This window comes from Chromobacterium amazonense (genome assembly GCF_001855565.1).
GTDB classification, from domain to species: domain Bacteria; phylum Pseudomonadota; class Gammaproteobacteria; order Burkholderiales; family Chromobacteriaceae; genus Chromobacterium; species Chromobacterium amazonense.
Window position 1 is genome coordinate 290105 of the sequence record NZ_MKCR01000027.1, and the last position, 22962, is coordinate 313066.

The 22962-nt window shown below is 60.5% G+C and carries 21 protein-coding genes; 11 read left to right on the plus strand and 10 right to left on the minus strand.

What is annotated here, in order from left to right:
• Positions 1 to 85: 85 nt before the first annotated feature.
• The 7 genes from BI343_RS12465 to BI343_RS12495 all read left to right on the plus strand — a co-directional run bounded on the left by BI343_RS12465 (position 86) and on the right by BI343_RS12495 (position 7059).
• A complete protein-coding gene (locus BI343_RS12465; protein ID WP_043629499.1) occupies positions 86 to 493 on the plus strand; it encodes a PTS sugar transporter subunit IIA in 408 nt (135 codons plus the stop codon).
• Entirely contained in the window at positions 480 to 749 is a 270-nt protein-coding gene (locus tag BI343_RS12470; protein ID WP_043629502.1) for an HPr family phosphocarrier protein, read from the plus strand. The genes BI343_RS12465 and BI343_RS12470 overlap by 14 nt, the downstream gene beginning before the upstream one ends.
• 114 nt (positions 750 to 863) lie before the next feature.
• Complete coding sequence (gene ptsP / locus BI343_RS12475; protein ID WP_071109915.1) at positions 864 to 2603, plus strand: phosphoenolpyruvate--protein phosphotransferase; 1740 nt, start codon at positions 864 to 866, stop codon at positions 2601 to 2603.
• 36 nt (positions 2604 to 2639) lie between these two features.
• Positions 2640 to 3788 carry a glycosyltransferase family 4 protein gene (locus BI343_RS12480; protein ID WP_071109916.1) on the plus strand — a complete coding sequence of 383 codons (1149 nt, stop codon included), beginning with the start codon at positions 2640 to 2642 and terminating at the stop codon, positions 3786 to 3788.
• Positions 3789 to 3800: 12 nt separating this feature from the next.
• Positions 3801 to 4739 carry a glycosyltransferase family 2 protein gene (locus BI343_RS12485; protein ID WP_071109917.1) on the plus strand — a complete coding sequence of 313 codons (939 nt, stop codon included), beginning with the start codon at positions 3801 to 3803 and terminating at the stop codon, positions 4737 to 4739.
• A gap of 48 nt (positions 4740 to 4787) precedes the next feature.
• Positions 4788 to 5759, plus strand: coding sequence for an NAD-dependent epimerase (locus tag BI343_RS12490; RefSeq protein WP_211269425.1), 972 nt, complete (start codon positions 4788 to 4790; stop codon positions 5757 to 5759).
• A gap of 10 nt (positions 5760 to 5769) precedes the next feature.
• Positions 5770 to 7059, plus strand: coding sequence for an O-antigen ligase family protein (locus tag BI343_RS12495; protein WP_071109918.1), 1290 nt, complete (start codon positions 5770 to 5772; stop codon positions 7057 to 7059).
• On the opposite strand, the gene BI343_RS12500 is transcribed toward BI343_RS12495, so the two are convergent.
• Both BI343_RS12500 and rfaQ read right to left on the minus strand, forming a co-directional pair.
• Entirely contained in the window at positions 7035 to 8126 is a 1092-nt protein-coding gene (locus BI343_RS12500; RefSeq protein ID WP_071109919.1) for a glycosyltransferase, read from the minus strand. The two genes, BI343_RS12495 and BI343_RS12500, sit on opposite strands and share 25 nt — an antisense overlap.
• Before the next feature lie 3 nt (positions 8127 to 8129).
• The gene (gene rfaQ / locus BI343_RS12505) at positions 8130 to 9203 is read right to left on the minus strand and encodes a putative lipopolysaccharide heptosyltransferase III (protein ID WP_071109920.1); all 1074 of its coding nucleotides are present in this window, start codon (positions 9201 to 9203) and stop codon (positions 8130 to 8132) included.
• A 221-nt stretch (positions 9204 to 9424) separates the two neighbouring features.
• Between rfaQ and BI343_RS19710 the strand changes: the two genes are divergently transcribed.
• The 3 genes from BI343_RS19710 to msbA are packed head-to-tail and all read left to right on the plus strand — an operon-like array spanning position 9425 to position 13190.
• Positions 9425 to 10315 (plus strand): hypothetical protein, encoded by an 891-nt coding sequence (locus tag BI343_RS19710; protein ID WP_139165720.1) that lies wholly within the window; start codon positions 9425 to 9427, stop codon positions 10313 to 10315.
• 11 nt (positions 10316 to 10326) lie between these two features.
• Positions 10327 to 11436 (plus strand): glycosyltransferase family 4 protein, encoded by a 1110-nt coding sequence (locus tag BI343_RS12515; protein WP_139165721.1) that lies wholly within the window; start codon positions 10327 to 10329, stop codon positions 11434 to 11436.
• Positions 11433 to 13190 carry a lipid A export permease/ATP-binding protein MsbA gene (gene msbA / locus BI343_RS12520; RefSeq protein ID WP_071109921.1) on the plus strand — a complete coding sequence of 586 codons (1758 nt, stop codon included), beginning with the start codon at positions 11433 to 11435 and terminating at the stop codon, positions 13188 to 13190. Before BI343_RS12515 ends, msbA begins: the two co-directional genes overlap by 4 nt.
• Positions 13191 to 13256: 66 nt before the next feature.
• Here msbA and BI343_RS12525 read toward each other — a convergent pair whose 3' ends face one another.
• The 8 genes from BI343_RS12525 to BI343_RS12560 all read right to left on the minus strand — a co-directional run bounded on the left by BI343_RS12525 (position 13257) and on the right by BI343_RS12560 (position 20393).
• Positions 13257 to 13637 (minus strand): type IV pilus assembly protein FimV, encoded by a 381-nt coding sequence (locus BI343_RS12525; RefSeq protein WP_223253378.1) that lies wholly within the window; start codon positions 13635 to 13637, stop codon positions 13257 to 13259.
• Between the two features lie 111 nt (positions 13638 to 13748).
• Positions 13749 to 14828, minus strand: coding sequence for a 3-dehydroquinate synthase (gene aroB, locus BI343_RS12530; RefSeq protein ID WP_071109922.1), 1080 nt, complete (start codon positions 14826 to 14828; stop codon positions 13749 to 13751).
• Complete coding sequence (gene aroK, locus BI343_RS12535; protein WP_043629531.1) at positions 14825 to 15382, minus strand: shikimate kinase AroK; 558 nt, start codon at positions 15380 to 15382, stop codon at positions 14825 to 14827. Before aroK ends, aroB begins: the two co-directional genes overlap by 4 nt.
• Before the next feature lie 55 nt (positions 15383 to 15437).
• Positions 15438 to 17510 carry a type IV pilus secretin PilQ gene (locus BI343_RS12540; RefSeq protein WP_139165722.1) on the minus strand — a complete coding sequence of 691 codons (2073 nt, stop codon included), beginning with the start codon at positions 17508 to 17510 and terminating at the stop codon, positions 15438 to 15440.
• A 34-nt stretch (positions 17511 to 17544) separates the two neighbouring features.
• The gene (locus tag BI343_RS12545; RefSeq protein WP_071109923.1) at positions 17545 to 18066 is read right to left on the minus strand and encodes a pilus assembly protein PilP; all 522 of its coding nucleotides are present in this window, start codon (positions 18064 to 18066) and stop codon (positions 17545 to 17547) included.
• Between the two features lie 12 nt (positions 18067 to 18078).
• Positions 18079 to 18693, minus strand: coding sequence for a type IV pilus inner membrane component PilO (locus BI343_RS12550; RefSeq protein ID WP_043629539.1), 615 nt, complete (start codon positions 18691 to 18693; stop codon positions 18079 to 18081).
• Entirely contained in the window at positions 18690 to 19280 is a 591-nt protein-coding gene (locus BI343_RS12555) for a PilN domain-containing protein (protein WP_071109924.1), read from the minus strand. The genes BI343_RS12550 and BI343_RS12555 overlap by 4 nt, the downstream gene beginning before the upstream one ends.
• Positions 19281 to 20393 (minus strand): pilus assembly protein PilM, encoded by a 1113-nt coding sequence (locus BI343_RS12560; RefSeq protein WP_043629544.1) that lies wholly within the window; start codon positions 20391 to 20393, stop codon positions 19281 to 19283.
• A 268-nt stretch (positions 20394 to 20661) separates the two neighbouring features.
• Here BI343_RS12560 and BI343_RS12565 point away from each other — a divergent pair, with 268 nt between their 5' ends.
• Positions 20662 to 22866, plus strand: a complete 2205-nt coding sequence (locus BI343_RS12565; RefSeq protein ID WP_244886640.1) for a penicillin-binding protein 1A — start codon at positions 20662 to 20664, stop codon at positions 22864 to 22866.
• The last annotated feature ends 96 nt before the right edge of the window (positions 22867 to 22962 follow it).

Here is a 22962-nt window from a genome sequence, read left to right on the forward strand (position 1 = left end):
ACGCGCGGGCCTGGCCCGCGCGAGTTCGAGCTTTGCTCATCAACGCGGCGGGCTGGTCCGGCCGCACCAACTCGAAGACTCAGGCATGGTAGGTGTTCTGATAATTGCACATGGAGACCTGGGACGGTGCCTGGCGGATTGCGCCAGACACATTCTGGGCCGGGAGCCGGAAAACCTGGCGGTCATGACCGTGGACAAGACGGAAGACCCGGAACGCAAGCTGGGCGAGGCGCAAGGCCTGGTGGACGGGCTGGAGCAGGGCGATGGCGTGGTGGTGCTGACCGATATGTACGGCGGCACGCCCTCCAATATCGCCAGCAGGCTGATCCGGCCTGGCCGCGTGGAGGCGGTGGCGGGCGTCAACCTGCCCATGCTGGTGCGGGCGTTGTGCTATAGCAGCCAGCCGCTGGAGATCGTCGTCAGCAAGGCGATCACGGGCGGGCTGGAAGGCGTGCTTTACATTATTCCGGGGGAAGGAAATGCTGCGATCTGAAGTGGAAATCATCAACAAGCTGGGACTGCACGCGCGCGCATCCAGCAAGTTCACCCAGCTGGCCAGTCGTTACAAGAGCGACATCTTCATCGCCCGCAACAGCCGCCGCGTCAACGGCAAGAGCATCATGGGCGTCATGATGCTGGCGGCGGCCAAGGGCGCGAAGGTGGAGCTGGAGGTCAGCGGCGAGGATGAGCAGCAGGCGCTGGAAGCGCTGATCGCGCTGATCAACAACCGCTTCGACGAAGCGGAATAAGACGCGAGCGGGCGGGGGCCGGCTTTTCCCCGGCCTTTCAGGGAGTCGCCGCAATATGCGGCGGAGGTCACGGCGGGCATAGCGACAAAAACACGGCCCGCCAGGGGAGGGGCAATGAGCATCATCCTGCACGGGGTGGCCATTGGCGGGGGCATCGCCATCGGCCGGGCCCACCTGATATCGCGCAGCATGGACGATGTGGCGCACTATCTGCTAGAGGACGACGAGGTCCCGGCGGAAAAACTGCGTTTTGACGAGGCGGTGCGCGCCACCCGCAAGGAGCTGGAGATGCTGTGGGGCAGCATCCCGGAGAACGCGCCGGCGGAGCTGGGCGCTTTCCTGTCTCTGCACATCATGCTGCTGGGCGATGTCACCATCTCGCGCGAGCCGCGCGAGATCATCGAGAAGCAGCGCTGCAACGCAGAATGGGCGTTGAAGCTGCAATGCGACCATCTGATCGAGCAGTTCGACGCGATCGAGGAAGACTACCTGCGTGAGCGCAAAAACGACGTGCTGCAGGTGGTCGAGCGCATTTTCACCAATCTGGACGGCGACGCGCCGCAGTTGCCGGCGCCGGAGGATCTGGTGGAAGACCACATCCTGGTGGCGCACGACCTGTCGCCGGCCGACATGGTGTATTTCAAGGATTCCAACTTCGCCGCCTTCATCACCGATGTCGGCGGCGCCACCTCGCATACCGCCATTCTGGGTCGCAGCCTGGATCTGCCGTCGGTGATCGCCTTGCATCACGGCCGCGAGCTGATCCGCCAGGACGAGATGATCATCGTCGACGGCCTGCAAGGCGTGGTCATCATCAATCCGGACGCGCTGGTGCTGGCCGAATACCGCCGCCGCTTGCGCGCCTGGCGCGGCGCGCGGCGCAAGCTGTCCTCCATCCGCAAGTCCAGCGCCGTCACCCGCGACGGCGCGGTGATCGAACTGCTGGCCAATATCGAGCGGCCGCAGGACGTGGACGACGTGCGCGAGTCCGGCGCGGTCGGCATCGGCCTGTTCCGCAGCGAATTCCTGTTCCTGGGCCGCGACACCCTGCCGACCGAGGATGAGCAATTCGAAGCCTACCGCCATGTGGCGGCGGCGATGAAGGGCATGCCGGTCACCATCCGCACCATGGACCTGGGCGCCGACAAGAGCCCGAAATGGCTGACCCACGACCAGGCCGACAACCCGGCGCTGGGCCTGACCGGCATCCGGCTATGCCTGGCCGAGCCGCTGATGTTCCGCGCCCAGCTGCGTGCCTTGCTGCGCGCCTCGGTGCACGGCAGGATACGCGTGCTGTTTCCGATGGTGAATTCCCTGCCGGAACTGAAGCAGGCCTTGGCGCAGTTCGAATACGCCAAAGAGGAATTGCGCGACGAGGGCATAGGCTTCGCAGACGACATCGAAGTGGGCGCGATGATCGAGATCCCGTCGGCCGCGCTGGTGGCAGGCAGCTTCACCAAGCACGTTAATTTTCTGTCCATCGGCACCAATGACCTGATCCAGTACACGCTGGCGATCGACCGCAACGACGACACGGTCAGCCACCTGTACGACCCGGTGCATCCGGCCGTGCTGAAGCTGATCCTGCACACCATCAAGTGCGGCATCAAGGCCAATGTGCCGGTCTCGGTATGCGGCGAGATGGCGGGCGACGCCAAGCTGACCCGGCTGCTGCTGGGCATGGGCCTGCGCAAGTTCTCGATGCATCCGGCCAATCTGTTGTCGGTGAAGCAGCAGGTGCTGACCAGCCACCTGGACGAAATCGCGCCGATTGCGGCGCGCATGCTCAGATCGGAAGATCCTGATAAAATAGCGGATTTGTTGCAACTGCTGAATGCAGAGCCGGGCGAATGACCCGGCTTTTTAGTTGCTGTGATAGGGTAGCTTAGCATGACACGTCTTGCCATTGTCCGTCAGAAATACAATCCAGCCGGAGGCGCCGAGCGTTTTGTCAGCAGGGCATTGGGCGCATTGCGGGATAGCGGAATGGTTCAGGTGTCATTGATCGCTCGCGGCTGGGAAGCCGTCGACGGGATTGAGGTGCACCCGGTGCAATCCACTTATCTGGGGAATGTCTGGCGCGACTGGAGCTTCGCGCGCCATGCCAGACGGATCTGGCAGCGTGAGCGCTTCGATCTGGTGCAATCGCATGAGCGTATTCCCGGCTGCGATATTTATCGAGCCGGTGATGGTGTACACCGCCATTGGTTACATTTGCGCCGCCAGGGTATGAGCATCTGGCAGCGGCTCGCTCTGTGGTGCAATCCCTATCATCATTACATCTTGCGCGCCGAGGCCGCGATGTTCACGCATCCGAGGCTCAAGCTGGTTATTTGCAACTCTGAAATGATCAAGCGGGAGATTCAGCATTATTTCGATCTGCCAGCCAGCAAAATCACCGTTATCTACAATGGGGTGGATCTAAAGACTTATCACCCTGATCTCAAGACGCAGTACCGTCAGACCATGCGGGAGCGCTGGTCTATCCCTGAGGATGCCCCGCTATTGGTCTATGTAGGGTCCGGCTTTGAGCGTAAAGGGGTGGCGCGCGCCGTGCGGGCAATACGGGACAATCCCCAAGCCTGGCTGATGGTGGTGGGTGGGGACAAGCGGCTGTCTCGCTATCAGGCGACGGCAAAGGCGCTGGGCGTGTCCGACAGGGTGATCTTTGCCGGTCCGCAACAAGACGTCAAGCCGTTTTATGGCATGGCCGATGCGTTCATTCTTCCTACTTTGTATGACCCGTTTCCTAATGTCTGCGTTGAGGCATTGGCCTGTGGTTTGCCGGTTCTGACCACCCTGCAGTGCGGGGCGGCAGAGTTCATCCAGCCTGGTGTCAATGGTTGGGTGTGTGATGCCTTAGATCATCGCGCTTTGTCTGATATTGTCGGCGCTTGGCTGAGCGCCCGTGAGCGCGAACCGGATTTGTCGGTAGCGGCCAGAGAGAGCGTGAGTCGACTGAGTCTGGAAGCAATGGCTGATCAAATGCTGAACTGTTATCGACAATTGCTGTCAATTTCAGCTAAAGCTGCCCGGTAAGCTGGAGAATTGATGTTATTGAGTGTCATTATGCCTGCGCATAACGCGGCAGCATTCTTGGAGCAGACCCTAATTCTGTTGGCTGGCGAGATGGCGGGTGTCGAGCAGGTTGAGGTCATCGCCATTGACGACGCGTCGACCGATGGCACCGCAAGCATCCTGTCCGCGTTTTCCTCCACCCATTCATGGTTGCGTACGCTTTCGGTTGATTTTGCCAATGTCGGACAGGCGAGGCGAGCGGGTGTGGAGCTTGCGACCGGCAGTTTTGTTACGTTTTTGGATAGCGATGACGCTTTTTTCAAAGGCGGCTTGTCCTGGTTGGTTCAGAAACTAAGGCAGCATGATCCAGATCTGCTCATGACCCCGCTTCTTGAGGTCTACGTTCCCTACGACGGAGTGGAACCACTGGCACCTGCGGATGTGGAACCCTTGTCATTACGCCAAGCGTGCGGAAAATTTTGCGAACACCAGGCATTGCAGGGGCATTTCAATGGCAAATGCGTGCGCAGGAGCATTCTGCTGAATCATCTTCCTGCCGCCATGTCTTGTTATGAAGACATGGCCACCACCCCATACTGGATTCGAGATGCGCATAGCATTTTATGGGGTGAAACTCGGTTCTATGCCTATTACAAGCGGCCGGGCAGCTTGTCGGATCGTGGAACAGAATGGCGATATAAATCTGAGTATTGCCAAGCCTTGTTGAATATTGAGGATGCTTTTCGCGGTCAAGTCTCTTGTATGCAAACCGCTCATTTATGGATAGGTTTTGCTAAGGAGCTTCTCCGGAATGCTGCTGGCAAGGCATTTTTACGAGAACGGACTGATGTTATCGATAAATTGCTATCCATTCCCTTGCCCAACTACCTTTGCTCATCGAATGCAAGCTGGAAGTTGAAGTGGCGCTTTTTACGAGTCAGGCTAGGCTTGCTTCGGCTTGGACTAAAATGACAGGAGCGGCAGGCTCCCGCATGTGAATTGATTTTACAGGATATTTTCATGATTAAGGTTTTGGTGACGGGCGCGGCTGGCTTTATTGGCAGGGCGGTTTGCGATAAATTGTTGGCACAGACAGATGTTCAGGTCGTTGGGATCGACAATCTCAATGATTATTATGCAGTCGAACTCAAAAATGCCAGATTGGCAACCTTGCAGGGCCGCCCCGGCTTCGCTTTTCACAAGATGGATATTGCGGACTGGCCTGCCATGCGGCAGCTTTTTCAGGCTGAGAAATTCGACTACGTGATTCATTTGGCCGCCCAGGCCGGCGTGCGCTATTCCTTGGAAAACCCTCATGCGTACGCGGAGAGTAATCTACTAGGTTTTACCAATGTGCTGGAGGCCTGTCGCCATTATCCGGTGAAGCATCTGGTTTTTGCCGGATCCTCCAGCGTGTATGGCTGCGGTTCGTCGGTGCCATTCTCCGAAGATCAACGAGCGGACCATCCGGTCAGTTTTTATGCGGCCACCAAACGCGCCAATGAACTGATGGCGGCCAGCTATTCCCATTTATATGATTTGCCGACGACCAGTCTGCGTTTTTTCACTGTTTACGGGCCATGGGGCAGACCAGACATGGCGCCTTGGCTGTTTACCGATGCCATTTTTCAGGGGCGGCCGATCAAGGTATTTAACCATGGGAAAATGCAAAGAGACTTTACCTATATCGACGATATCGTCGAAGGCGTGGTTCGGGTCATGGAGCATGTGCCGACAGGGGAATTGCCGCATACCATTTACAATATTGGCAACCATCAGCCGGTTGAGCTGATGGCCTTCATTGAGCTGACAGAGCGCTTGTGCGGGCGGGAGGCCGTGAAGACTTACTTGCCGATGCAGGACGGAGATGTGCCTATCACTTATGCCGAGACCAGCCGATTGCGGCAGGCGGTGGGCTTTACTCCATCCACTTCGCTGGATAGCGGCATGGCCCGTTTTGTGGCGTGGTTCCGAGCCTATCATGGCATGTGATGGTGGGGCCATGCGCGCTTTGACTAAACATGTATCCTATGGTTTGCAGGCTATCATCCCGTTAATCCTTATGCTGGGCTGTTGCATGATGTTGGTGATGCCGGCATCGGGGCGGACGCTTTTTTACATTATTGCAGCCTTGGCGTTTTTGGCTTTCCCGGTGCTGGCAGTTCGGCGCGCGTTAGTTATGCCGGATCGCTGCGCATGGTTGTTGCTGGCACCCTGTTTGGTCTTTGTGTTGTTGCGCGGGCTGTGGCTGGCGTTGCAGACGCCACCGCTGGACCCCGCTTTGCAACAGGTGGCCTATTCCTATCAGTATTCGGTGAAGATCTGGTTATGCGGGATCCCCCTCTGGCTGCTCATGCTGTGCCATAACCAAAGAGCCGTGATTCCAGAGTGGCTGATGCCTACTTTGGCGGTCGTCATATCCTTACTGCTGTGCGGAATGACCTTGCAAGCCTGGCATGAGGCGCACGGAGGACGCGTCGCATTGGGTACCTTGTATGCCACGGGATTTGCCTATCTGTTAGCCGCCATGCATGCTTTGGCTTTGCTGCTGCTGTATCCCTTGCGTATGCGATCATGGCATTGGCTGGCGCTTTTATTGCTGGTCGGATTGCAGTTGCTGTCGATTATCGCAACCGGTACCCGCGCCGCGATGCTGGTTTATCTACTATATGTCGGCTGTCTCTTCCATTGGCGCCTGGGCCGCCGCTATGGCTGGAAGGTATATGCGTTTGCCGTGCTCGTATTGTTGTCTGTTTCCTGGTTGGGCAGAGGCATGCTGGAGGGGCGGATTCAGGAAGCCAGAGCGGATCTGCAGGCATACCAGCAAGGCAATGCCGGGACCTCTCTAGGCATTCGCTTTTCACTATGGGATGGCGGCTGGCGCGCGGCGTCGGCCCATCCATGGGGGCAGAGCATCGAGTCTCGCGATCAGTTATTCAATAAACTGGTGAAAGAGGGCAGCCTGAACCCGGCGGTTCTAGAGATGCGGAGTGTTCATCTTCACCATGAATGGCTGGAAATCCTGTCTTTGCAAGGCGTCCCTGGCGCGCTATCCTGGCTGGCGGTATTGATGGGATGGGCCTGGTTTGGATATCGGCGCGGCGGATTCGCCGGCCGCTTCATGCTGCTTTATATCGGCTTCTGGTTTTTGTTCGGCTTGAGCGACGTCATGCTGCTGAGTCCGCAGATCGTCATGTTCAGCATGATGTTCGCCGCCTTGGGTCTTTATTGGTCAAATACGGTCGATGTGCCGAAAAACAGCCAATCTCATTGGCCGCACAAGCTTAAATAGCGGTCGACCACGCCATTTAATGAGAATGGCTCAAGCAGGCTGTCTTCGGTCAGCGTCGGATTGTTTAACACGCGCTGGATCGCATTGGCCAACGATTGACTGTCCAATGCGCTGAGTCCCTGAGCCAGCGCGCCAGTCAGGATTTCCGCGGGGCCTACCGGGCAGTCGGTGCTGATGACGGGAGTGTTGCAGGCGAGGGCTTCTACCAGCACATTGCCAAAGCCTTCGAAGTCGGAGCTCAGCACCAGTGCCTGGGCGGCGCGCATATAAGAATAGGGATTGTCGCTGAAGCCGGCGATATGGAGCTGATGCGCAATCCCTAGCGCTTCTGCTTGACTTTGTATCTCCAGCAGTTCCCTCTGGCCGCCCTGTCCCAGCAAAACCAATTTTCCGGCGTATGCGCTGAGTTTGAAGGCCTCCAGCAGACGATCATGTCTTTTCTGATGATTGAAGCGCCCAACGTGAAGCAGAAAACGTTCGCCATCTAGTGGGCAAGGGGCGCTGGCATATTGGTGAATCCGGTCCAGGTCGAAAGGATTGTAAATGGCTTCCATGCGTTGGGGCTGGATGCCGCAGGCCAGCACGTCCTGCTGTAACGCTTGGCAGACCGTGATCAGCTTGCGCCCGGAGTAGGTGCGGATCAGCTGTCGCTTTTTCAGCCAGCGCCGCAAGCCAGATCGCTCCGCCAATTGCCCGGCTTGAATCGCGCAGTGCAGGCATAGCCAAGCCTGTTGCAAATACGGGGTGGCCGCGACGATTCTGTCGGTTTTCGGCAAGTTGGAAATGGCCAAATCGACGTGTCTGTCTGAGAAGTGTTTGCTGAGCGCAGTGTCGAGCTGTCTGGCGCGGCGGCGGATTTCCGTTTGTCGCCGTAGTGGGCCGGTATAACCATCCTCTACAAGCAAGTAGCGGACCCCTGCGGGAATGGCATAGTCGCATTGCGCTTGCAGCGAGGCGATGGTGACATCGTGGCCGCGCGCCGCCATGGCGCCGGCCAAGGTAATGACTACGCGTTCGGCTCCGCCTCCGGGCAGGCCATCGATGATGAACAAGATGGTTTTTTTCATGCTTCATTCCTGCCTGGTTTCTGCGAGCAATGCTCTGCAAGCATCCAGGACTGGCGCCAGCGGGATATTCGCCAGATAGCGTTGGCGTGTGGCGGTATCGACTTGGTCGGGCTCAATCAACTCGCCATAGTCGGCCGCGCTGATCAGGCGATAGCGAGTCATCCAGGGGTGCCACTCCTGGATTTTGCTAGGGCCGAACAGCGCAACGGTGTCCTTATTCAGCGCCGCGGCCATGTGCATCGGTACGGAATCCACCCCAATGAATAGCCTGGCGCCATCGATCACGGCGGCCAACTGATTCAGACTGAGCATGCCGGCGAGCGAGATGATTCGATCCGAATGGGTCAAGGCCATGATGGAGGCGGCCATATCCATTTCATTCTGATCGGGGGCAGTGGTAAGGACAATGTGCCAGCCATCATCCGCCAGGGTGTTTGCCAATTGGGCAAATCGATCGTCTTCCCAGCATTTGAAAAACCAGCGCGATGCTGGATGGATGACCAGATAGTTTCCTGTGACCCCGCGCTCGCGAAGCAGGGCGCGCACTTCATTGAGCGACGGTTCTGGCACCGGCAGGACGCAGCGTCGCTCGTTTTCTGTTGGGGTGATGCCGAGCGGTTGCAGCGCCAGCAGATTTTGGCTCACAGTGTGGAGGGTATTGCTTGGGGCTAGGGGGGCCAAGGCGGTAAAAAACCGTCTCCAAGGGCTTTTCCGCCGCTTGGGGTAGTCAAAGCCTATCGCTTGTTCCCTGGCCAGCAGTTTGGCAAAGAAAGCGCCCTGCATCTGGTCGCTCAGATGCAGCACGATTCGATAGCGTCTTTTCCTTAGCTCGCGCAGCAAAGCCAATTGGGCGAGGACCTTGCGCCAACCATGCAGCTTGCGGTCCAGCGTCCAGACCTGGGAGATGTCTGGATTATTCAGGAGAAGTGGCAGCGTTTCCTGATAAACCAGCATGTCGATTTCGCAGCGCGGGTATCGCGACTTGAGGGTTCTCGCCACCGGAGTGGTCAATAGGATATCGCCATGATGGCGGAGCTTGATCAGCAGAATGCGGTCAGGGGCTTCGGTTTGGGGCATACAATGGTGGGTTTTCGTTCTGTGTGCGGCGGAGTTTCCGGCGAACGGTAGGTGTTGGCCATGCGGCATTTTCCGCTGATTATATACGACATAGAGGAAGTCATGAGGAGGCTTGCTGCTGATGGTTATTGCTGAGATCATTGGCCCTTTGCTGAAAACAGGCGGCTCGACGGGTTTGGCTGGCTACATGGATACAACGAAGTGGGGAGAGGGGCTGCCTGATGCGTGAGCTAGGGAAATATGCTTGGAATGATTGGCTGAAGCTTGCTCCATGCCAAGATGCGCTTAAGCAATGGCGGAATGATGCCTGGCAAGCCCTGTATCTTTCCAAGCGGGCCGAGGGGCAGGAAGTCCTGATTGATCATTTGCGGCAGCATGGCGGCCATCTTGGGTTGGTTGTCGCGTTTGAGCAGCCTTGGGCGCTGAACTGGCAGCTGGAGTTGGCGCGGGAAAATATACCAGATAGTTACCTGGTGGTATTTGATAATTCCCGCCGGCCTGAGATGCGGCGCCAGATAGCGGCGCTTTGTCAGGCTAGGCAGGTGCCATATCTAGCGCTTCCGGCCAATCCCACGAGGCATGTCAATCGTTCCCATGGCTTTGCGATGAGCTGGGTCTATCACAATATCGTGCGTCCGGCGCAACCGACCAGTTTTGCCTTCATCGATCACGACATGATTCCTGTCGCGCCGAACAAGCGGCTGGTGGAGCTGGTGGATCAGCCGGTATACGGGCTGCCCAACCACAGCGATTGGGGCTGGCATCTATGGGCAGGGTATTGCGCATTCCGCTTCGATTTTGTCGAGCGGCGCAAGCTGAATTTCCTGTACGACTTTGCCAACGGGCTGGATACCGGCGGGCGTAACTGGCGCCCTGTTTATAGAGAGTTGGATGCGGACCGTTTGCGCATGGCTAGGCATAGGATACGTGAGGTGACCGACCCGGTCAGCGGCCATCCGTTCCGCATTCAGGTCGTGGACGATTGCTGGTACCACATCGGCAGCATCAGCTACAACAACGGATTCGAATCGCAGTTCGAACTCTGCCAGCACATTGCGGCTGCGCTGGCAGAAGGCAAACCATGGGCTGAATTGTGTCCGCCGGAAAATTAACGGACATTTGCATGCCGGAATATATTTTATTCACCGAGTCTTCTCCCAATGTCGGCGGTCAGGAACTGCAGTTGATGCAGCAGATGGCTTGCCTGGAGAAGATCGGCTATCGCACGATCCTGGCTTGTCGCCAAGGTTCCAATGTGGAATCGGTGGCTAGACGCAAGGGTTTGTCGCTATTGCCGTTGAAATTTCGCAATAGCGCCCACCTGCCAACGATAGCGGCGTTATGGCGTTGGATGCGTGTCAATCGCCCCGTTTTGGCAATCTGCCATAGTGGCCACGACAGCAATAACCTAGCGGTGGCGGCTAGAATGTTGTGCAAGCGGCCCTTTTTGTTGCGCTCGAAAACCTATCTGTCCGGCCCCCCCTCGGCTTGGACCTATAACCGGATGGTGGATGCGACGATGTTGCCAAGCGACTGCTTGCGCCAGTCCATGTTGCAGAATCCGGCTATCCATCCTGGAAAGCTTCATGTCGTCTACCCCGGCATCGACTTCGCCGAGCTGGATGCAAACATGGCCAAGCCTTTGCCGAAAGCGGTGGAGGCTTGGCTGGCAGCCGGCGATGGGCCGGTGCTGGCGCATGCGGCCATGCTGCGCGGTGAGAAGGGGCATATGACCCTGCTTGCCGCTTTACATGCCTTGCGCGAGCGCTGGCCCAATGTGCGTTATGTGATCGCTGGCGAGGGCGGGGAGCGCGAGCGCATCGTAGCGGAAATCGAGCGGCTGGGTCTGCAGTCCAGGGTCTTGCTGGCGGGCATGGTCAGCCCGGTTGCGGCTTTGCTGGCGCGCGCCGATCTGGTGGTGATGCCGTCCAGTTACGAACCCTTGGGCATGTCTCAAATCGAGGCTCTGGGTCTGGGCGTGCCGGTGGTCGTCAGCCGAACCGGCGGCATCCCGGAAACGGTGCAGGATGGCGAGACGGGCTTGCTGGCGGCGCCGGGCGATATCGATGCCTGGGCGCGCGCGCTGGATCAGGCCTTGAGCGATCCGGAGCGGATGCGGCGGATGGCGCAAGCCGGCCGAGCCGATGTGCGCGCCCGCTTCGCGCCGGAGCATAATTTGCGAAGCATATTGGAATTGGCGGGGCTGGCGTCTCCGCCGCAAGGACAGACATGACGAAACATGGTTTCAAGGACAGTTGGGCCATTTACCGCCGACTGTTGGGTTATCTGCTGGGCTATTGGAAAATCCTGCTGCTGTCGATGTTGTCGATGACGGTGGCGGCGCTGACCGAGCCTGCTGTCGCCAAGCTGCTCAAGCCGCTGATCGATGGCGGCTTCGTCAACAAGGATCCGCATGTGATCATGTGGGTGCCGCTGGCGATTATCGGCATCTACCTGTTACGCGGCGTAGCCGGCTTCGTCAATGAGTACACGGCCAGTTGGCTGACCGGCCATCTGGTGCAAACCTTGCGGCAGCAGATGTTCGCCAAGCTGGTGCGCTTGCCGGCGCATTACTATGACGAAAACCAGACCGGCCGCTTGATGTCTCGCATCACCAACGACGTCAATCAGGTGACCGAGGCCGGTTTCAACGTGATTACCGTCACGGTGCGCGATGGCGTGACCGCGCTGGCCATGCTGGGCTTGATGCTGACGACGGACTGGCAACTGACGCTGATCTGCCTGGTGGTGCTGCCGGCGGTAACCTATTGCATGAAGCTGGTGGGGCAGCGCTTGCGCGGCTTGGCGCGCCAGAACCAACAGCATATGGCGCAGATGACCCAGGTGTTGGCGGAGAGCATCCAGTGCCAGCGCGCCATCAAGGTGTATGGCGGCGAGCAGCGCGAGATGGCGCGCTTCGACCATACGGCGGCCTCGGTGCGGCGCAATCAGATCAAGCAAACCGCGGCCAGCGCCGCGAATACCGGCGTTACCCAGTTGATGATCGCCTGCGCCTTGGCGGCGATCTTGTACTTTGCCGGACTGCGGGCACAACATGGCGCCCTGACGGCTGGGGATTTCATGGTGTTCCTGACGGCCATGCTGGGCCTGTTCGCCCCGGTCAAGCGGATTTCCAGCGTAGCGCAGGCGCTGCAGCGCGGCCTGGCGGCGGCGGAATCGGTGTTCGCCTTCATCGATGAACCGGGCGAGCCGGATCACGGCTCGCATGCCTTGCCTGTGATTCGCGGCCAGCTGAGTTTCGATGCAGTTAATTTCACTTACGCCAATGCCGATAGTCCGGCGCTATATAGCATCGACCTGGCGATTCAGCCGGGCGAAACAGTGGCGCTGGTCGGAGCGTCCGGCAGCGGCAAAACCACGCTGGCTAGCCTGGTGCCGCGTTTCTATGAGCCGTCTGCCGGCCGCTTGCTGCTGGATGGGGTGGCGCTGACCGACATACCGTTGCCGCAGCTGCGCGAGCATATTGCCCTGGTCAGCCAGCAGGTCGAGCTGTTCAACGATACCGTGGCGGCCAATATCGCATACGGCAAAGAGAATGCTTCGCGCGAAGCTATCATCGAGGCCGCGCGCGCCGCCAATGCGCTGGAGTTCATCGAAGCCTTGCCGGAGGGCCTGGATACCATCATCGGCGAGAATGGCACGCGTCTGTCAGGCGGCCAGCGCCAGCGGCTGGCGATTGCCCGCGCCTTGCTGAAGAATGCGCCGCTGTTGATCCTGGACGAGGCGACTTCGGCCTTGGATACCCAGTCGGAACGGCTGGTGCAGGCGGCCTTGGAAAATCTGATGCAGAACCGCACTACCATCGTCATCGCCCACCGGCTGTCCACCATTGAGAACGCGGATCGCATCGTCGTGATGCATCAAGGCCGGCTGGCCGAGCAGGGCCGGCATGAGGAGCTGCTGGCCAAGGGCGGTTTGTATGCCAAGCTGTACAGCCTGCAGTTCAGTGAGCCGCAGCCGGAGTAGCGTGAGAAGCGCGTGAAATGACAAAGGGCCGCAGATGCGGCCCTTTGGCTTGCCAAGCTGCCAAGCTTACATCTTGGCGAACAACGGTTCCTGCGGCGCCAGTTCGCGGCCGTTTTCCTGGATGGTGCGCCACACCGGCTGGCCTTGCACCTGCGCCTGCACGTCGCGCGCCAGCATCACGTAGGCTTCGCTGTCGCGGGCGCTGGAGTAGGCGCGCAGCAGGGTCACCTTGGCGTGGAGATTGTTGGGATCGTCGCGCAGCGAATCCTTGAGCACGCGCACGGCTTCACGGGTGCGGCCATAGGCCAGATAGACTTCGGCTTCCCCTATTGGATCAATGCCGCGATGCGCGGGCTTGACGTAACGAAGGCGGCGCCAGAAATGGCGCAGCGTATAGTAGGCGAGCATCAGGGCCAAGCTGCAGGCCAATGCCGAAAAGACATCCATTTTGTTTCTCCCCCTCGTGGTACAACATCTTATGTAGTCTGTTGATTATTCTGATGAGGAGGGCGGCGCGCAATCCGTATAATTCCGTAGCCGCCCGCACAGCCTGGGAAATCAGCTGTTTGCCCGCAGGACGCGATCGAGCAATGAGGCATCCAGACCCGGTTGTATCACAGCCTGGCCCAGTTTGCGCAATAAGATGAAGCGTATGGTGCCGGATTCCACTTTTTTGTCGTGCGCCATCAACTGCAGCCACTGCTCCAGCGGCATCTTGGGGGCCTGTGTCGGCAAGCCGGCCGCTGCCACCAGCCGGCGCACGCGTTCGACGTCTTCCGGAGCGATCCAGCCCAGCTGGGCCGAGGCCGCGGCGGCCAGCACCATGCCGGCGGCGACGGCCTCGCCGTGCAGCCAGGCGCCGTAACCCAGTCCGGCCTCAATGGCGTGGCCGAAGGTGTGACCCAGGTTCAGCAGCGCGCGCACGCCGTTTTCTTTCTCGTCCTCGCCGACGATGGCGGCCTTCATCTCGCAGCTGCGCTTCACCGCGTACTGCAGCGCGGCGCCGTCTCGGGCGCGCAGCGCCGGCATATTGGCTTCCAGCCAGGCCAGGAAGTCGGCGTCTCCCAACAGGCCGTATTTGATGACTTCGGCCAGGCCGGCCGACAACTCGCGGTCCGGCAGCGTGGCCAGCAGGTCCATGTCGGCGATCACCGCCTGCGGCTGGTAGAAGGCGCCTATCATGTTCTTGCCCTGCGGATGGTTGATCGCGGTCTTGCCGCCGACCGACGAGTCCACCTGGGCCAGCAGGGTGGTGGGAATCTGGATGAAGGGCGCGCCGCGCTGGTAGCAGGCGGCGGCAAAGCCGGTCATGTCTCCGATCACGCCGCCGCCCAAGGCGATCAGCGTGGTCTTGCGTTCGGCGTTGCCGGACAGCAAGGCGTCGAAGATGCGGTTAAGCGTCCGCCAGTCCTTATGCGCCTCGCCGTCGGGCAGCACCACGCTCAGACAGCTCACGCCGCGCGCCTCCAGCGCCGCTTGCAGGCGGTCGAGGTAGAGCGGGGCGACGGTTTCGTTGCTGACGATGGCCGCTTTGGGGATGGGCAGATGAGGAAGCAAGAGATCGACCTGTTCCAGCAGTCCGTGGCCAATGTGTATCGGATATCGGGTATCGGGCAGGATCAGGTCGAGGGTGATCACTCAGAGCTTCCTTGTCGGGGATGTTGGTAGGCGTACAGCTGTTCGATCAGATGGCTGACCAGCAGGTTGACGTTTTGTTGCGTGGTGTCGACCACGATGTCGGCAATCTCGCGGTATAGCGGATCGCGCTCGTTGAACAGGCTTTCCAGCTTGCCGCGCGGATCGGCGATTTGCAGCAGCGGGCGGTTCTTGTCGTGCTGGGTGCGCAACAGCAGGTCGTCGATGGTGGCGCGCAGGTAGATCACGGTGCCATGGGAGGCCAGCACCCGACGGTTTTCCTCGCGCAGCACGGCGCCGCCGCCGGTGGCCAGCACAATGTCGCGTTGCTGGGCCAGATCGCGGATCACGCAGGATTCTCGATTGCGGAAGCGCTGTTCGCCTTCGATGTCGAAGATGGTGGCCACGCGCACGCCGGTGCGCGCTTCGATCTCCTGGTCGGAGTCGTAGAACGTCTTGCCGGTGCGGCGCGCCAAGGCGCGGCCCACGGTGGTCTTGCCCGCGCCCATCAGGCCAACCAGAAAAAAATTGCCTGCCAGTTTCTCCATGGCAGGCATTGTAGCCGATAGCCGCCGGCTCTGTCTCGTAGCCGGCGGGGCGGTTTGGATGGTCTCAGTTGTTGGCGGTGATCAAGTCGTTGATCACCTTGGGTGTGATGAAGATCAACAGCTCGCTGCGCTTGTCTATCTTCTGGGTGTTGCGGAACAAGGCGCCGAGGAGGGGGATGTCGCCAAGCAGCGGCACCTTGTTGACCACGTCGTTCAGCTGCTGCTGGTAGATGCCGCCGATCACTACGGTGCCGCCGTTGTCGACCAGCACCTGGGTGACGATTTTTTCGGTGTTCAGCGACGGCGTGCCGTTGACCGTTTGCTGGAAGTTGGCCGAGTCCTTGTTGACGGTGATTTCCATCAGCACGCGGTTGTCCGGCGTGATCTGGGGCATGACTTTCAGGCTGAGCACGGCCTTTTTGAAAGCTGTGGAGGTGGCGCCGCTGGAACTGGACTCCTGATAGGGGATTTCCTGGCCTTGCTCGACGGTGGCTTCTTGACGGTCCGCCGTCATCACGCGCGGGCTGGAGATCACCCGGCCCTTATCCTCGGCCTGCAGCGCCTGCAGCTCCAGGCCGATGATGCCGGACTTGCCGACGCTGTACAGCGCGGTCAGCGAACCCGCCGGGTTGGCGATCGGCAGGTTGACGCCGGGTTTCACCGCGTAAGGCGTCTGGGTGGCGCCCTGCACCGGCGGAATGCGGCCGTTGGCGTTGGTAATCGCATTATCCAGGCCGCTGCCGCTGATCAGGCCGTCGCTGCCTATGCGCTCATAGGCCAGCCGCACGCCCAGGTCGCGCTCCCAGTTGTCGGTGGCCTCGACGATGCGCGCCTCGATCAGCACCTGCTTCACCGGGATGTCGGTCTTGCCGATGATGTCGCGGATCTTGTCGATGACCGAGCCGATGTCGTTGACGATCAGGGTATTGGTTTTGGAGTCGATCAGCACGCTGCCGCGCTCGGACAGCAGGCTTTGCTTCTTGCCGGAGGTATTGTCTCCATCCAGCACTTTCTTGAAGTCGTCGGCCGAGCGGTAGCGCAGCACGAAGGTTTCGGAGCGCAGGGGCTCCAGCGTGGCCAGTTGCTGACGCGCTTCCTGCAGCTGCTTGTCGCGGGCCAGCAGCTCGTCGCGCGGAGCGATCTGGATGATGTTGCCGTTGCGGCGCTGATCCAGGCCCTTGGTCTGCAGGATCAGGTCCAGCGCCTGGTCCCACGGCACATCTTTCAGGCGCAGCGTGATGTTGCCGGTCACCGAGTCGCTGGTGACGATGTTGAGGCCGGTGAATTCGGCGATCACCTGCAGCACGGTGCGCACTTCGATGTTCTGGAAGTTCAGCGACAGCTTGTCGCCCTTGTACAGTTGCTTGCCGCCGTCGGCGACCACTTGATCGGCAGCCGGACGACGCACCTCCACCACCAGCTTGCCGTCGGTCTGGTACGAAGAGTAGTCCCAGTCGCCCTGCGGCTGGATCAGGATGCGGGTGTTGCTGCCGAGGTTGCTGGCGTCCACTTTGGCCACCGGGGTGCCGAAGTCGGTGACGTCCAGCCGGCGGACCTGCTGGCGCGGCAGCGTCGCGCCTATGATGTCCACTGCCAGGTTCTTGCCGTCGCGGCGGATATCCACCGGCGTATTGGCGTTGGGCAGCGTCAGCTCGACCCGGCCCTCGCCGTTTTTGCCGCGGCGAAAATCCAGACCGGCCGGCTTGCCGGCGGCGGCCAACTGGTCGGATGCTTGTTGCGCCGCGCTCAAGGGCGCGCTTTGCTCGCTTGGCGTAGCACCCTGGCTGGGCGACATCGAGCCATCCAGCGTCAGCAGCAGCTTGTTGCCCTGGATTTGGCTGCGGTAGGCGGCGAGGCGGCCCAGATTCAGGATCAAGCGGGAACGGCCGGTGGCCTCCACCGCGACGGCGGATTTCAGCAATGGGCCGTCCACATTGATGGTTGGGGTGGCCAGTTTGACGGCGGTATCGGCAAAATCCAGCGCGATGCGCGGCGGATTGGACATGGAGAAGCTGTTCGGCTTGACCGCCGGACCATCAAAGGAGATCTGCACCGTTTGCAGGTTGCCGTCTATTTTTCCCGCGTCTATCGCGGTGATGGCCGGTCCGGCCAGCGCGTGCGCGGCCGCCAGACTCATCGCCAGTCCCCCAGCAGTGCGATGGATAGCTTATTCATTTATTCTGCCCTTGTTCTTCCAGGTACAGGTTGCTTTCGCGCTGCACCCATTCTCCATTTAGGTCTTCAACGGTCTCTGCCAGCTTGACGCCGGCATCGTCGATGGCGGTGACTTTGCCGTAATTGGTGCCGACATAATTGCCCGGCTGGATGCGGTAGACCGTGCCTTCCGGCGTGCGGATCAATGCATAGATTTTGCTGCCTTGGCGTATGGTTCCCACCATCGCCAGCTTGTCCATGTCATAGTTTTCCAGCGCCTCGCGCGGCCGTTTCATGTCCGGCGCATTGGCGGAATTCTGGCTCTTGCCGGCCTGCAGTTTCTGCGGATTGAACGGGTCCAGCAGATCAAAAGCCTGGTAGCTGAACGGTTTGTAGGCCTGTACCTGCGGCAGCGGCTCGATCTGGCCGCGCAGGCCCTGGCTGCTGTAGACGATCCAGGCTTGAAGATCGTCATTGCCGGCGTTGCCGCAGCCGCACAGCAGCAGGGCGGGCAGGAGGAGGGTGAATCGGTTCTTCATCGCGGCGGCCCCTTACTTAGCGGCCTGGGCCGCCGGCACGCCCATGCGCTCGCCTGGCTCCAGCGCGCGATAGGTGCGCGCCGTGGCGTCCATCGTCAGCCGGTTGCCGTTGCCGGGGGTGAGGTTGATGTCGCTGATGGTGACGATGCGCGACAGCTGCGCCACGTCGTTGACGAAGGCGGCCAGGTCGTTGTAGGTGCCGGTCAAGCGGATGGTGATGGGCACTTCGGCCATTTCGGTGGAGCGGATTTCGGTGCCGGGTTTGAACAGATCGAACTGCAGCCCGCGGCCGATGCCGGCCTGGTTGATTTCCGTCAGCAGCGTGTCCATGTCCGACTTGGTGGGCAATTGCTTCAACAGCGCGCCGAAGGATGCGTCGATTTCCTTCAGCTGCTGCTCCAGCGCGTCCAGGTTGACCGCCTGCCGCTTTTTGTCGATGAAGGTCTGCTTCAGCTGTTCTTCCTGTTGCTTGGCCTGTTGCAACTGATCCAACTGGTCGCCCAGCACGAAGAAGTAACCCAGGCCCAGCAGCATCAGCAGCAGCACGGCCAGCGCCAGGCCTTGCGCCTGCAGCGGCCAATTGGGCATGTCCTTGGGGTCGAGGGCGCGAAGTTCGTCCAGCGTCATGGCTTGGCTCCGGATGAATTGGTATTTTTCAGCTGCGTATCCGGCGGCGCTTGGCGCAGCGTGGCGTTCAGGGTGAAGGCGTTGGCCCGTTGGTTGTTGGCGATGGTGGCGGTGACTTCAACCAGCACTGGCGATTCGAAGGTTTCCGACTGGCCCAGCTGGCGCATGAAGTTGGACACCCGCGCGCCGGACTGGGCCAAGCCGGTCAGCGTCACTTGATTGCCGGTTTGCTTGAAGGAGCGCAGATAGATGCCGTCCGGCGTTTGCCGCACCAGTTGGTCGAACAGGTGCACCGCGCCGTTGCGGCCTTCCTGCAGCCGTTCCACCAGCTGTTTGCGCGCCAGCAGGTCGTCGCGCTGCTTCTTCAGCTTGCCGATGTCCTTGATCTGCCGGTCCAGCTTGCCGATTTCGGCTTGCAGAAACTGGTTGCGCCGCTGCTGGTCCGCTTGGATATGCCCCAGCACCAGATAGGCCGCGCCCAGCAGCAAGACCGAGGCGGCGATGGTCGCGCTGGTCAGCAGCTGGAAGCGCAGGCGATGCGCCGCTTTTTTCTGTTCGCGGTGGGGGAGGAGGTTGATCCGTATCATTCAGTCGAACCTCCTGAGCGCCAGGCCGCTGGCGATCAGCAGCGATGGTGCGTCCATCAGCAATTCCTTCAGTCGGATGGAGCCGGACTGTACCATGGTGGTGAAAGGGTTGGCGATCATGGTGCTGATCTGGGTGCGGCCGGCCACGGCGTCGTCGAGGCCGGGCAGCATGCTGCAGCCGCCGGCCAGCAGGATGTAGTCCACGCGCAGGTATTGCGACACGCTGACCGTGGTGTAGAAGAACTGCAGCGCGCGCTGGATTTCCTGCGCCAGCGAGTCGATGAAGGGGTGCATCAGCTCCGATTCGTAGCCGTCCGGCAGCGCCATGCTGCGCTTGCTTGTCTCTGCCTCCTCGAAGCTGATGTTGTAGCGGCGCTGGATGTCGCGCGTCAGTTGATGGCCGCCGAACATCTGCTCGCGATAATAGATTTGCTGCCCGTTGCGGATGATGTTGCAGTGGATGCGCGTGGCGCCGATATCGAACAGGGCGAAAGTCTGGTTCATGCCGTGGTCCGGCAATTGCTGCTGGATCTGCTCGAACGCGGTCATCATCGCAAACGATTCCACATCCACCACCTGCGGCCGCAGGCCCGCCATTTCCACCACCGCGACGCGCTCTTCCACCTTCTCCTTGCGCGCCGCGCACAGCAGGACTTCCATGTCGTCGATGCTGGATGGCGACGGTCCCAGCACCTGGTGGTCCAGATTCACTTCTTCCAGCGGGAACGGAATGATCTGGTGGGCCTCGTTCTCGATGATCTCGTCCATGTCATCGATCTGGCTCACCGGCACCAGGATCTTCTTGTAGATGGCCATCGGCGTGGGGATGGCGATGGCCACGTTGCGAACCGGGCTGTCCAGCCGCCTCCAGGCGCGGCGTATGGTTTCGGCGATGCCTTCGACTTCCACCAGATTGCCGTCGTTGACGGCTTCCTTGGGCAGCGGTTCGATCACGTACCGCTCCACCTGGCAGTTTCTGCCGTTGCGCGACAGCTCCACCAGCTTGATGGCCGTGTTGCTGATGTCCAGACCCAGCCGCGGCGAATTGTGGGCTTTTCCCAATCCCAGCTGTTCGAGCCAGGGCAGCTCGAGCTTCAGTTTTTCGAATAACATCTTCGCCTCAATCCGCTTCTCTGCAACAGAATTTCGAACTGTTGCCGCCATTGTTTGTCTTGTTGGCATTCACAAGACGTTATAATCCGCTTTCCAACGAAAGCCCATCGTATATATGCTCAGACGATTTCTTGCAATCATGGCGGGTGTTTTTCTAGGCGGTGTGGTATTGCTGGCGGGCGCCGCAGCAATTGCCGTCATCATAACCTACCCCCGCTTGCAAAGCCTTGATGTAATCACGGATTACCGCCCGAAAATCCCGCTACGCGTGTATTCCTCCGATAGCCAGCTGCTGGGCGAGTTCGGCGAGGAGCGGCGGTCGTTTTCCCGCATCCACGAAGTTCCGCAGCTGATGAAGCAGGCCGTGCTGGCCGCGGAAGATGAACGATTCTACCAGCACAGCGGCATCGATTACCTAGGCATCCTGCGCGCGGCGGTCGGCAATATCGTGTCCGGCCACACGCGATCCGGCGCCAGCACCATCACCATGCAGGTGGCGCGCAATTTCTTCCTGTCGAGCGAGAAGACCTTCACCCGCAAGTTCAACGAAGCGCTGCTGGCGTTCAAGATCGAGCACACGCTAAGCAAGGACCAGATTCTGGAGCTGTATTTCAACCAGATTTATCTGGGCCAGCGCGCCTATGGTTTCGGCGCTGCCGCTCAGGCTTATTACGGCAAGCCGCTGAATGAGCTCAGCATCGCCCAGATGGCGATGCTGGCCGGCCTGCCCAAGGCGCCGTCGGCCTACAACCCGGTGGTCAACCCGGACCGCGCCAAGCTGCGTCAGCAATACGTGCTGCGCCGCATGCGCGAGCTGAACTTCATCACCGAGGATCAGTACCAAGAAGCGCTGAACGAGCCGCTGAAGCTGGCCAGCCAGGCTGCCGATACCAGTCAGCCCGGCCAGTATGTTGCGGAAATGGTACGTCAGGCCATGTACGAGCGGTACAAGGAAGCCGCGTACACAGAAGGCTTCAAGGTTTACACCTCCATCGACAGCCGCCACCAGCAGTGGGCGTATGACGCGCTGCGCGCCGGCCTGACCGATTACGACCGCAAGACCGGCTATCGCGGCCCGGAAAGCTATCTGGACTTGCCCTCCGGCAGCGGAGAGGACCTGACCGAAGCGCTGGACGAGGCGATGGGCGACCTGCGCGACAGCGGCGGCATGCTGCCGGCCATCGTGCTGTCGGCCAGCCCGAGCGAGGTGCAGGCCTATATGCGCGGCGGCAAGACCGCGGTGATCAAGGGCGCGGGGCTGGATTTCGCCCGCCGCGGCCTGAGCGCCAAGGCTTCCGCGCAGCAGCAGATCCGGCGCGGCGCGGTGATCCGCGTGCAAGCCAATCCCAAGGGTTACTGGGAAATCGTGCAGATGCCGGAAGTGGAAGGCGCCTTCGTGTCGCTGGATACCCGCACCGGCGCCATCAAGTCGCTGGTGGGCGGCTTCGATTTCAACCGCCGCAGCTTCAATCACGTGACCCAGGCCTGGCGTCAGCCCGGCTCCTCGTTCAAACCGTTTATCTATTCGGCCGGCATCGAGCGCGGCATCACGCCGTCCACCATGATCAACGACGCGCCGCTGTCGGTGCCTGGCGTCAATGGCCAGATGTGGGAGCCGAAGAACGATGACGGCAAGTTTTCCGGCCTCATCACCTTGCGCCAGGGCCTGACTCGCTCCAAGAACCTGGTGTCGGTGCGCGTGTTGATGGCTATCGGCACCGATTACGCCCAGCAGTACATCCAGCGCTTCGGCTTCTCGCCCAAGCAGCACCCGGCTTATCTGCCGATGGCGCTGGGCGCAGGCTCGGTGACGCCGCTGCAGATGGCGGAGGGGTATTCCGTGTTCGCCAACGGCGGCTACCGCACCAAGGCCTACTTCATCGACCGCATCGAAGACCAGTCCGGCCGCGTGCTGGCCAAGACAGTGCCCACCGTGGCCGGCCAGAACGCGCAGCAGGCGATCGATCCGCGCAACGCCTTCATCATGCGCTCCATGATGGGCGACGTGGTGCGCTACGGCACCGGCTTCCGCGCCATGAGCCTCGGCCGCACCGACCTCGCCGGCAAAACCGGCACTACCTCGGATTGGAAGGACGCCTGGTTCGTCGGCTTCAATCCCAATCTGGTGGCGGCCACCTGGGTGGGCTTCGACCAGCCGCGCTCGCTGGGCCGTTACGGCTACGGCGGCACAGCCGCGCTGCCCATCTGGATCAACTACATGGGCAATGCGCTCAAGGGCCAGCCGGAAGTGGAGCTGCCGGTGCCGCAGGGCATCGTGGTGAAGCCGGGCGCCGGCCAGCGCGGCGGCGACGAGTATTACTACGAAGAATTCCAGAAGACCAATCCGGAACTGCGCATCGACAACAGCGGCTCCGTGCCGGGCGGCGACGTCGACGCCAGCGCGCCGGCGGACGACGGCAGCAAGCCGGCCGCGCAGGACGCGGTGGAGAACGTCAAAGACCAGCTGTTCTGATCGGCTTCCGGTCCATGCGCCCGCCCCGACGGCATTCGCCGCCGGGGCTTTTTTGTGCGCGCCGGCCAAGATGGGCATAATCGAAGCATTTGGCAT

Coding starts and splice junctions, on each gene's coding strand:
- BI343_RS12525 (WP_223253378.1), bottom strand. CDS start 13,637: ATGGATGTCTTTTCGGCATTGGCCTGCAGCTTGGCCCTGATGCTCGCC.
- aroK (WP_043629531.1), bottom strand. CDS start 15,382: ATGCCTGCCATGGAGAAACTGGCAGGCAATTTTTTTCTGGTTGGCCTG.
- BI343_RS12495 (WP_071109918.1), top strand. CDS start 5,770: ATGCGCGCTTTGACTAAACATGTATCCTATGGTTTGCAGGCTATCATC.
- BI343_RS12490 (WP_211269425.1), top strand. CDS start 4,788: ATGATTAAGGTTTTGGTGACGGGCGCGGCTGGCTTTATTGGCAGGGCG.
- BI343_RS12540 (WP_139165722.1), bottom strand. CDS start 17,510: ATGAGTCTGGCGGCCGCGCACGCGCTGGCCGGACCGGCCATCACCGCG.
- BI343_RS12545 (WP_071109923.1), bottom strand. CDS start 18,066: ATGAAGAACCGATTCACCCTCCTCCTGCCCGCCCTGCTGCTGTGCGGC.
- BI343_RS12500 (WP_071109919.1), bottom strand. CDS start 8,126: ATGAAAAAAACCATCTTGTTCATCATCGATGGCCTGCCCGGAGGCGGA.
- rfaQ (WP_071109920.1), bottom strand. CDS start 9,203: ATGCCCCAAACCGAAGCCCCTGACCGCATTCTGCTGATCAAGCTCCGC.
- BI343_RS12465 (WP_043629499.1), top strand. CDS start 86: ATGGTAGGTGTTCTGATAATTGCACATGGAGACCTGGGACGGTGCCTG.
- BI343_RS12560 (WP_043629544.1), bottom strand. CDS start 20,393: ATGTTATTCGAAAAACTGAAGCTCGAGCTGCCCTGGCTCGAACAGCTG.
- BI343_RS12550 (WP_043629539.1), bottom strand. CDS start 18,693: ATGACGCTGGACGAACTTCGCGCCCTCGACCCCAAGGACATGCCCAAT.
- BI343_RS12470 (WP_043629502.1), top strand. CDS start 480: ATGCTGCGATCTGAAGTGGAAATCATCAACAAGCTGGGACTGCACGCG.
- BI343_RS12480 (WP_071109916.1), top strand. CDS start 2,640: ATGACACGTCTTGCCATTGTCCGTCAGAAATACAATCCAGCCGGAGGC.
- BI343_RS12485 (WP_071109917.1), top strand. CDS start 3,801: ATGTTATTGAGTGTCATTATGCCTGCGCATAACGCGGCAGCATTCTTG.
- BI343_RS12555 (WP_071109924.1), bottom strand. CDS start 19,280: ATGATACGGATCAACCTCCTCCCCCACCGCGAACAGAAAAAAGCGGCG.
- BI343_RS12515 (WP_139165721.1), top strand. CDS start 10,327: ATGCCGGAATATATTTTATTCACCGAGTCTTCTCCCAATGTCGGCGGT.
- ptsP (WP_071109915.1), top strand. CDS start 864: ATGAGCATCATCCTGCACGGGGTGGCCATTGGCGGGGGCATCGCCATC.
- BI343_RS19710 (WP_139165720.1), top strand. CDS start 9,425: ATGCGTGAGCTAGGGAAATATGCTTGGAATGATTGGCTGAAGCTTGCT.
- msbA (WP_071109921.1), top strand. CDS start 11,433: ATGACGAAACATGGTTTCAAGGACAGTTGGGCCATTTACCGCCGACTG.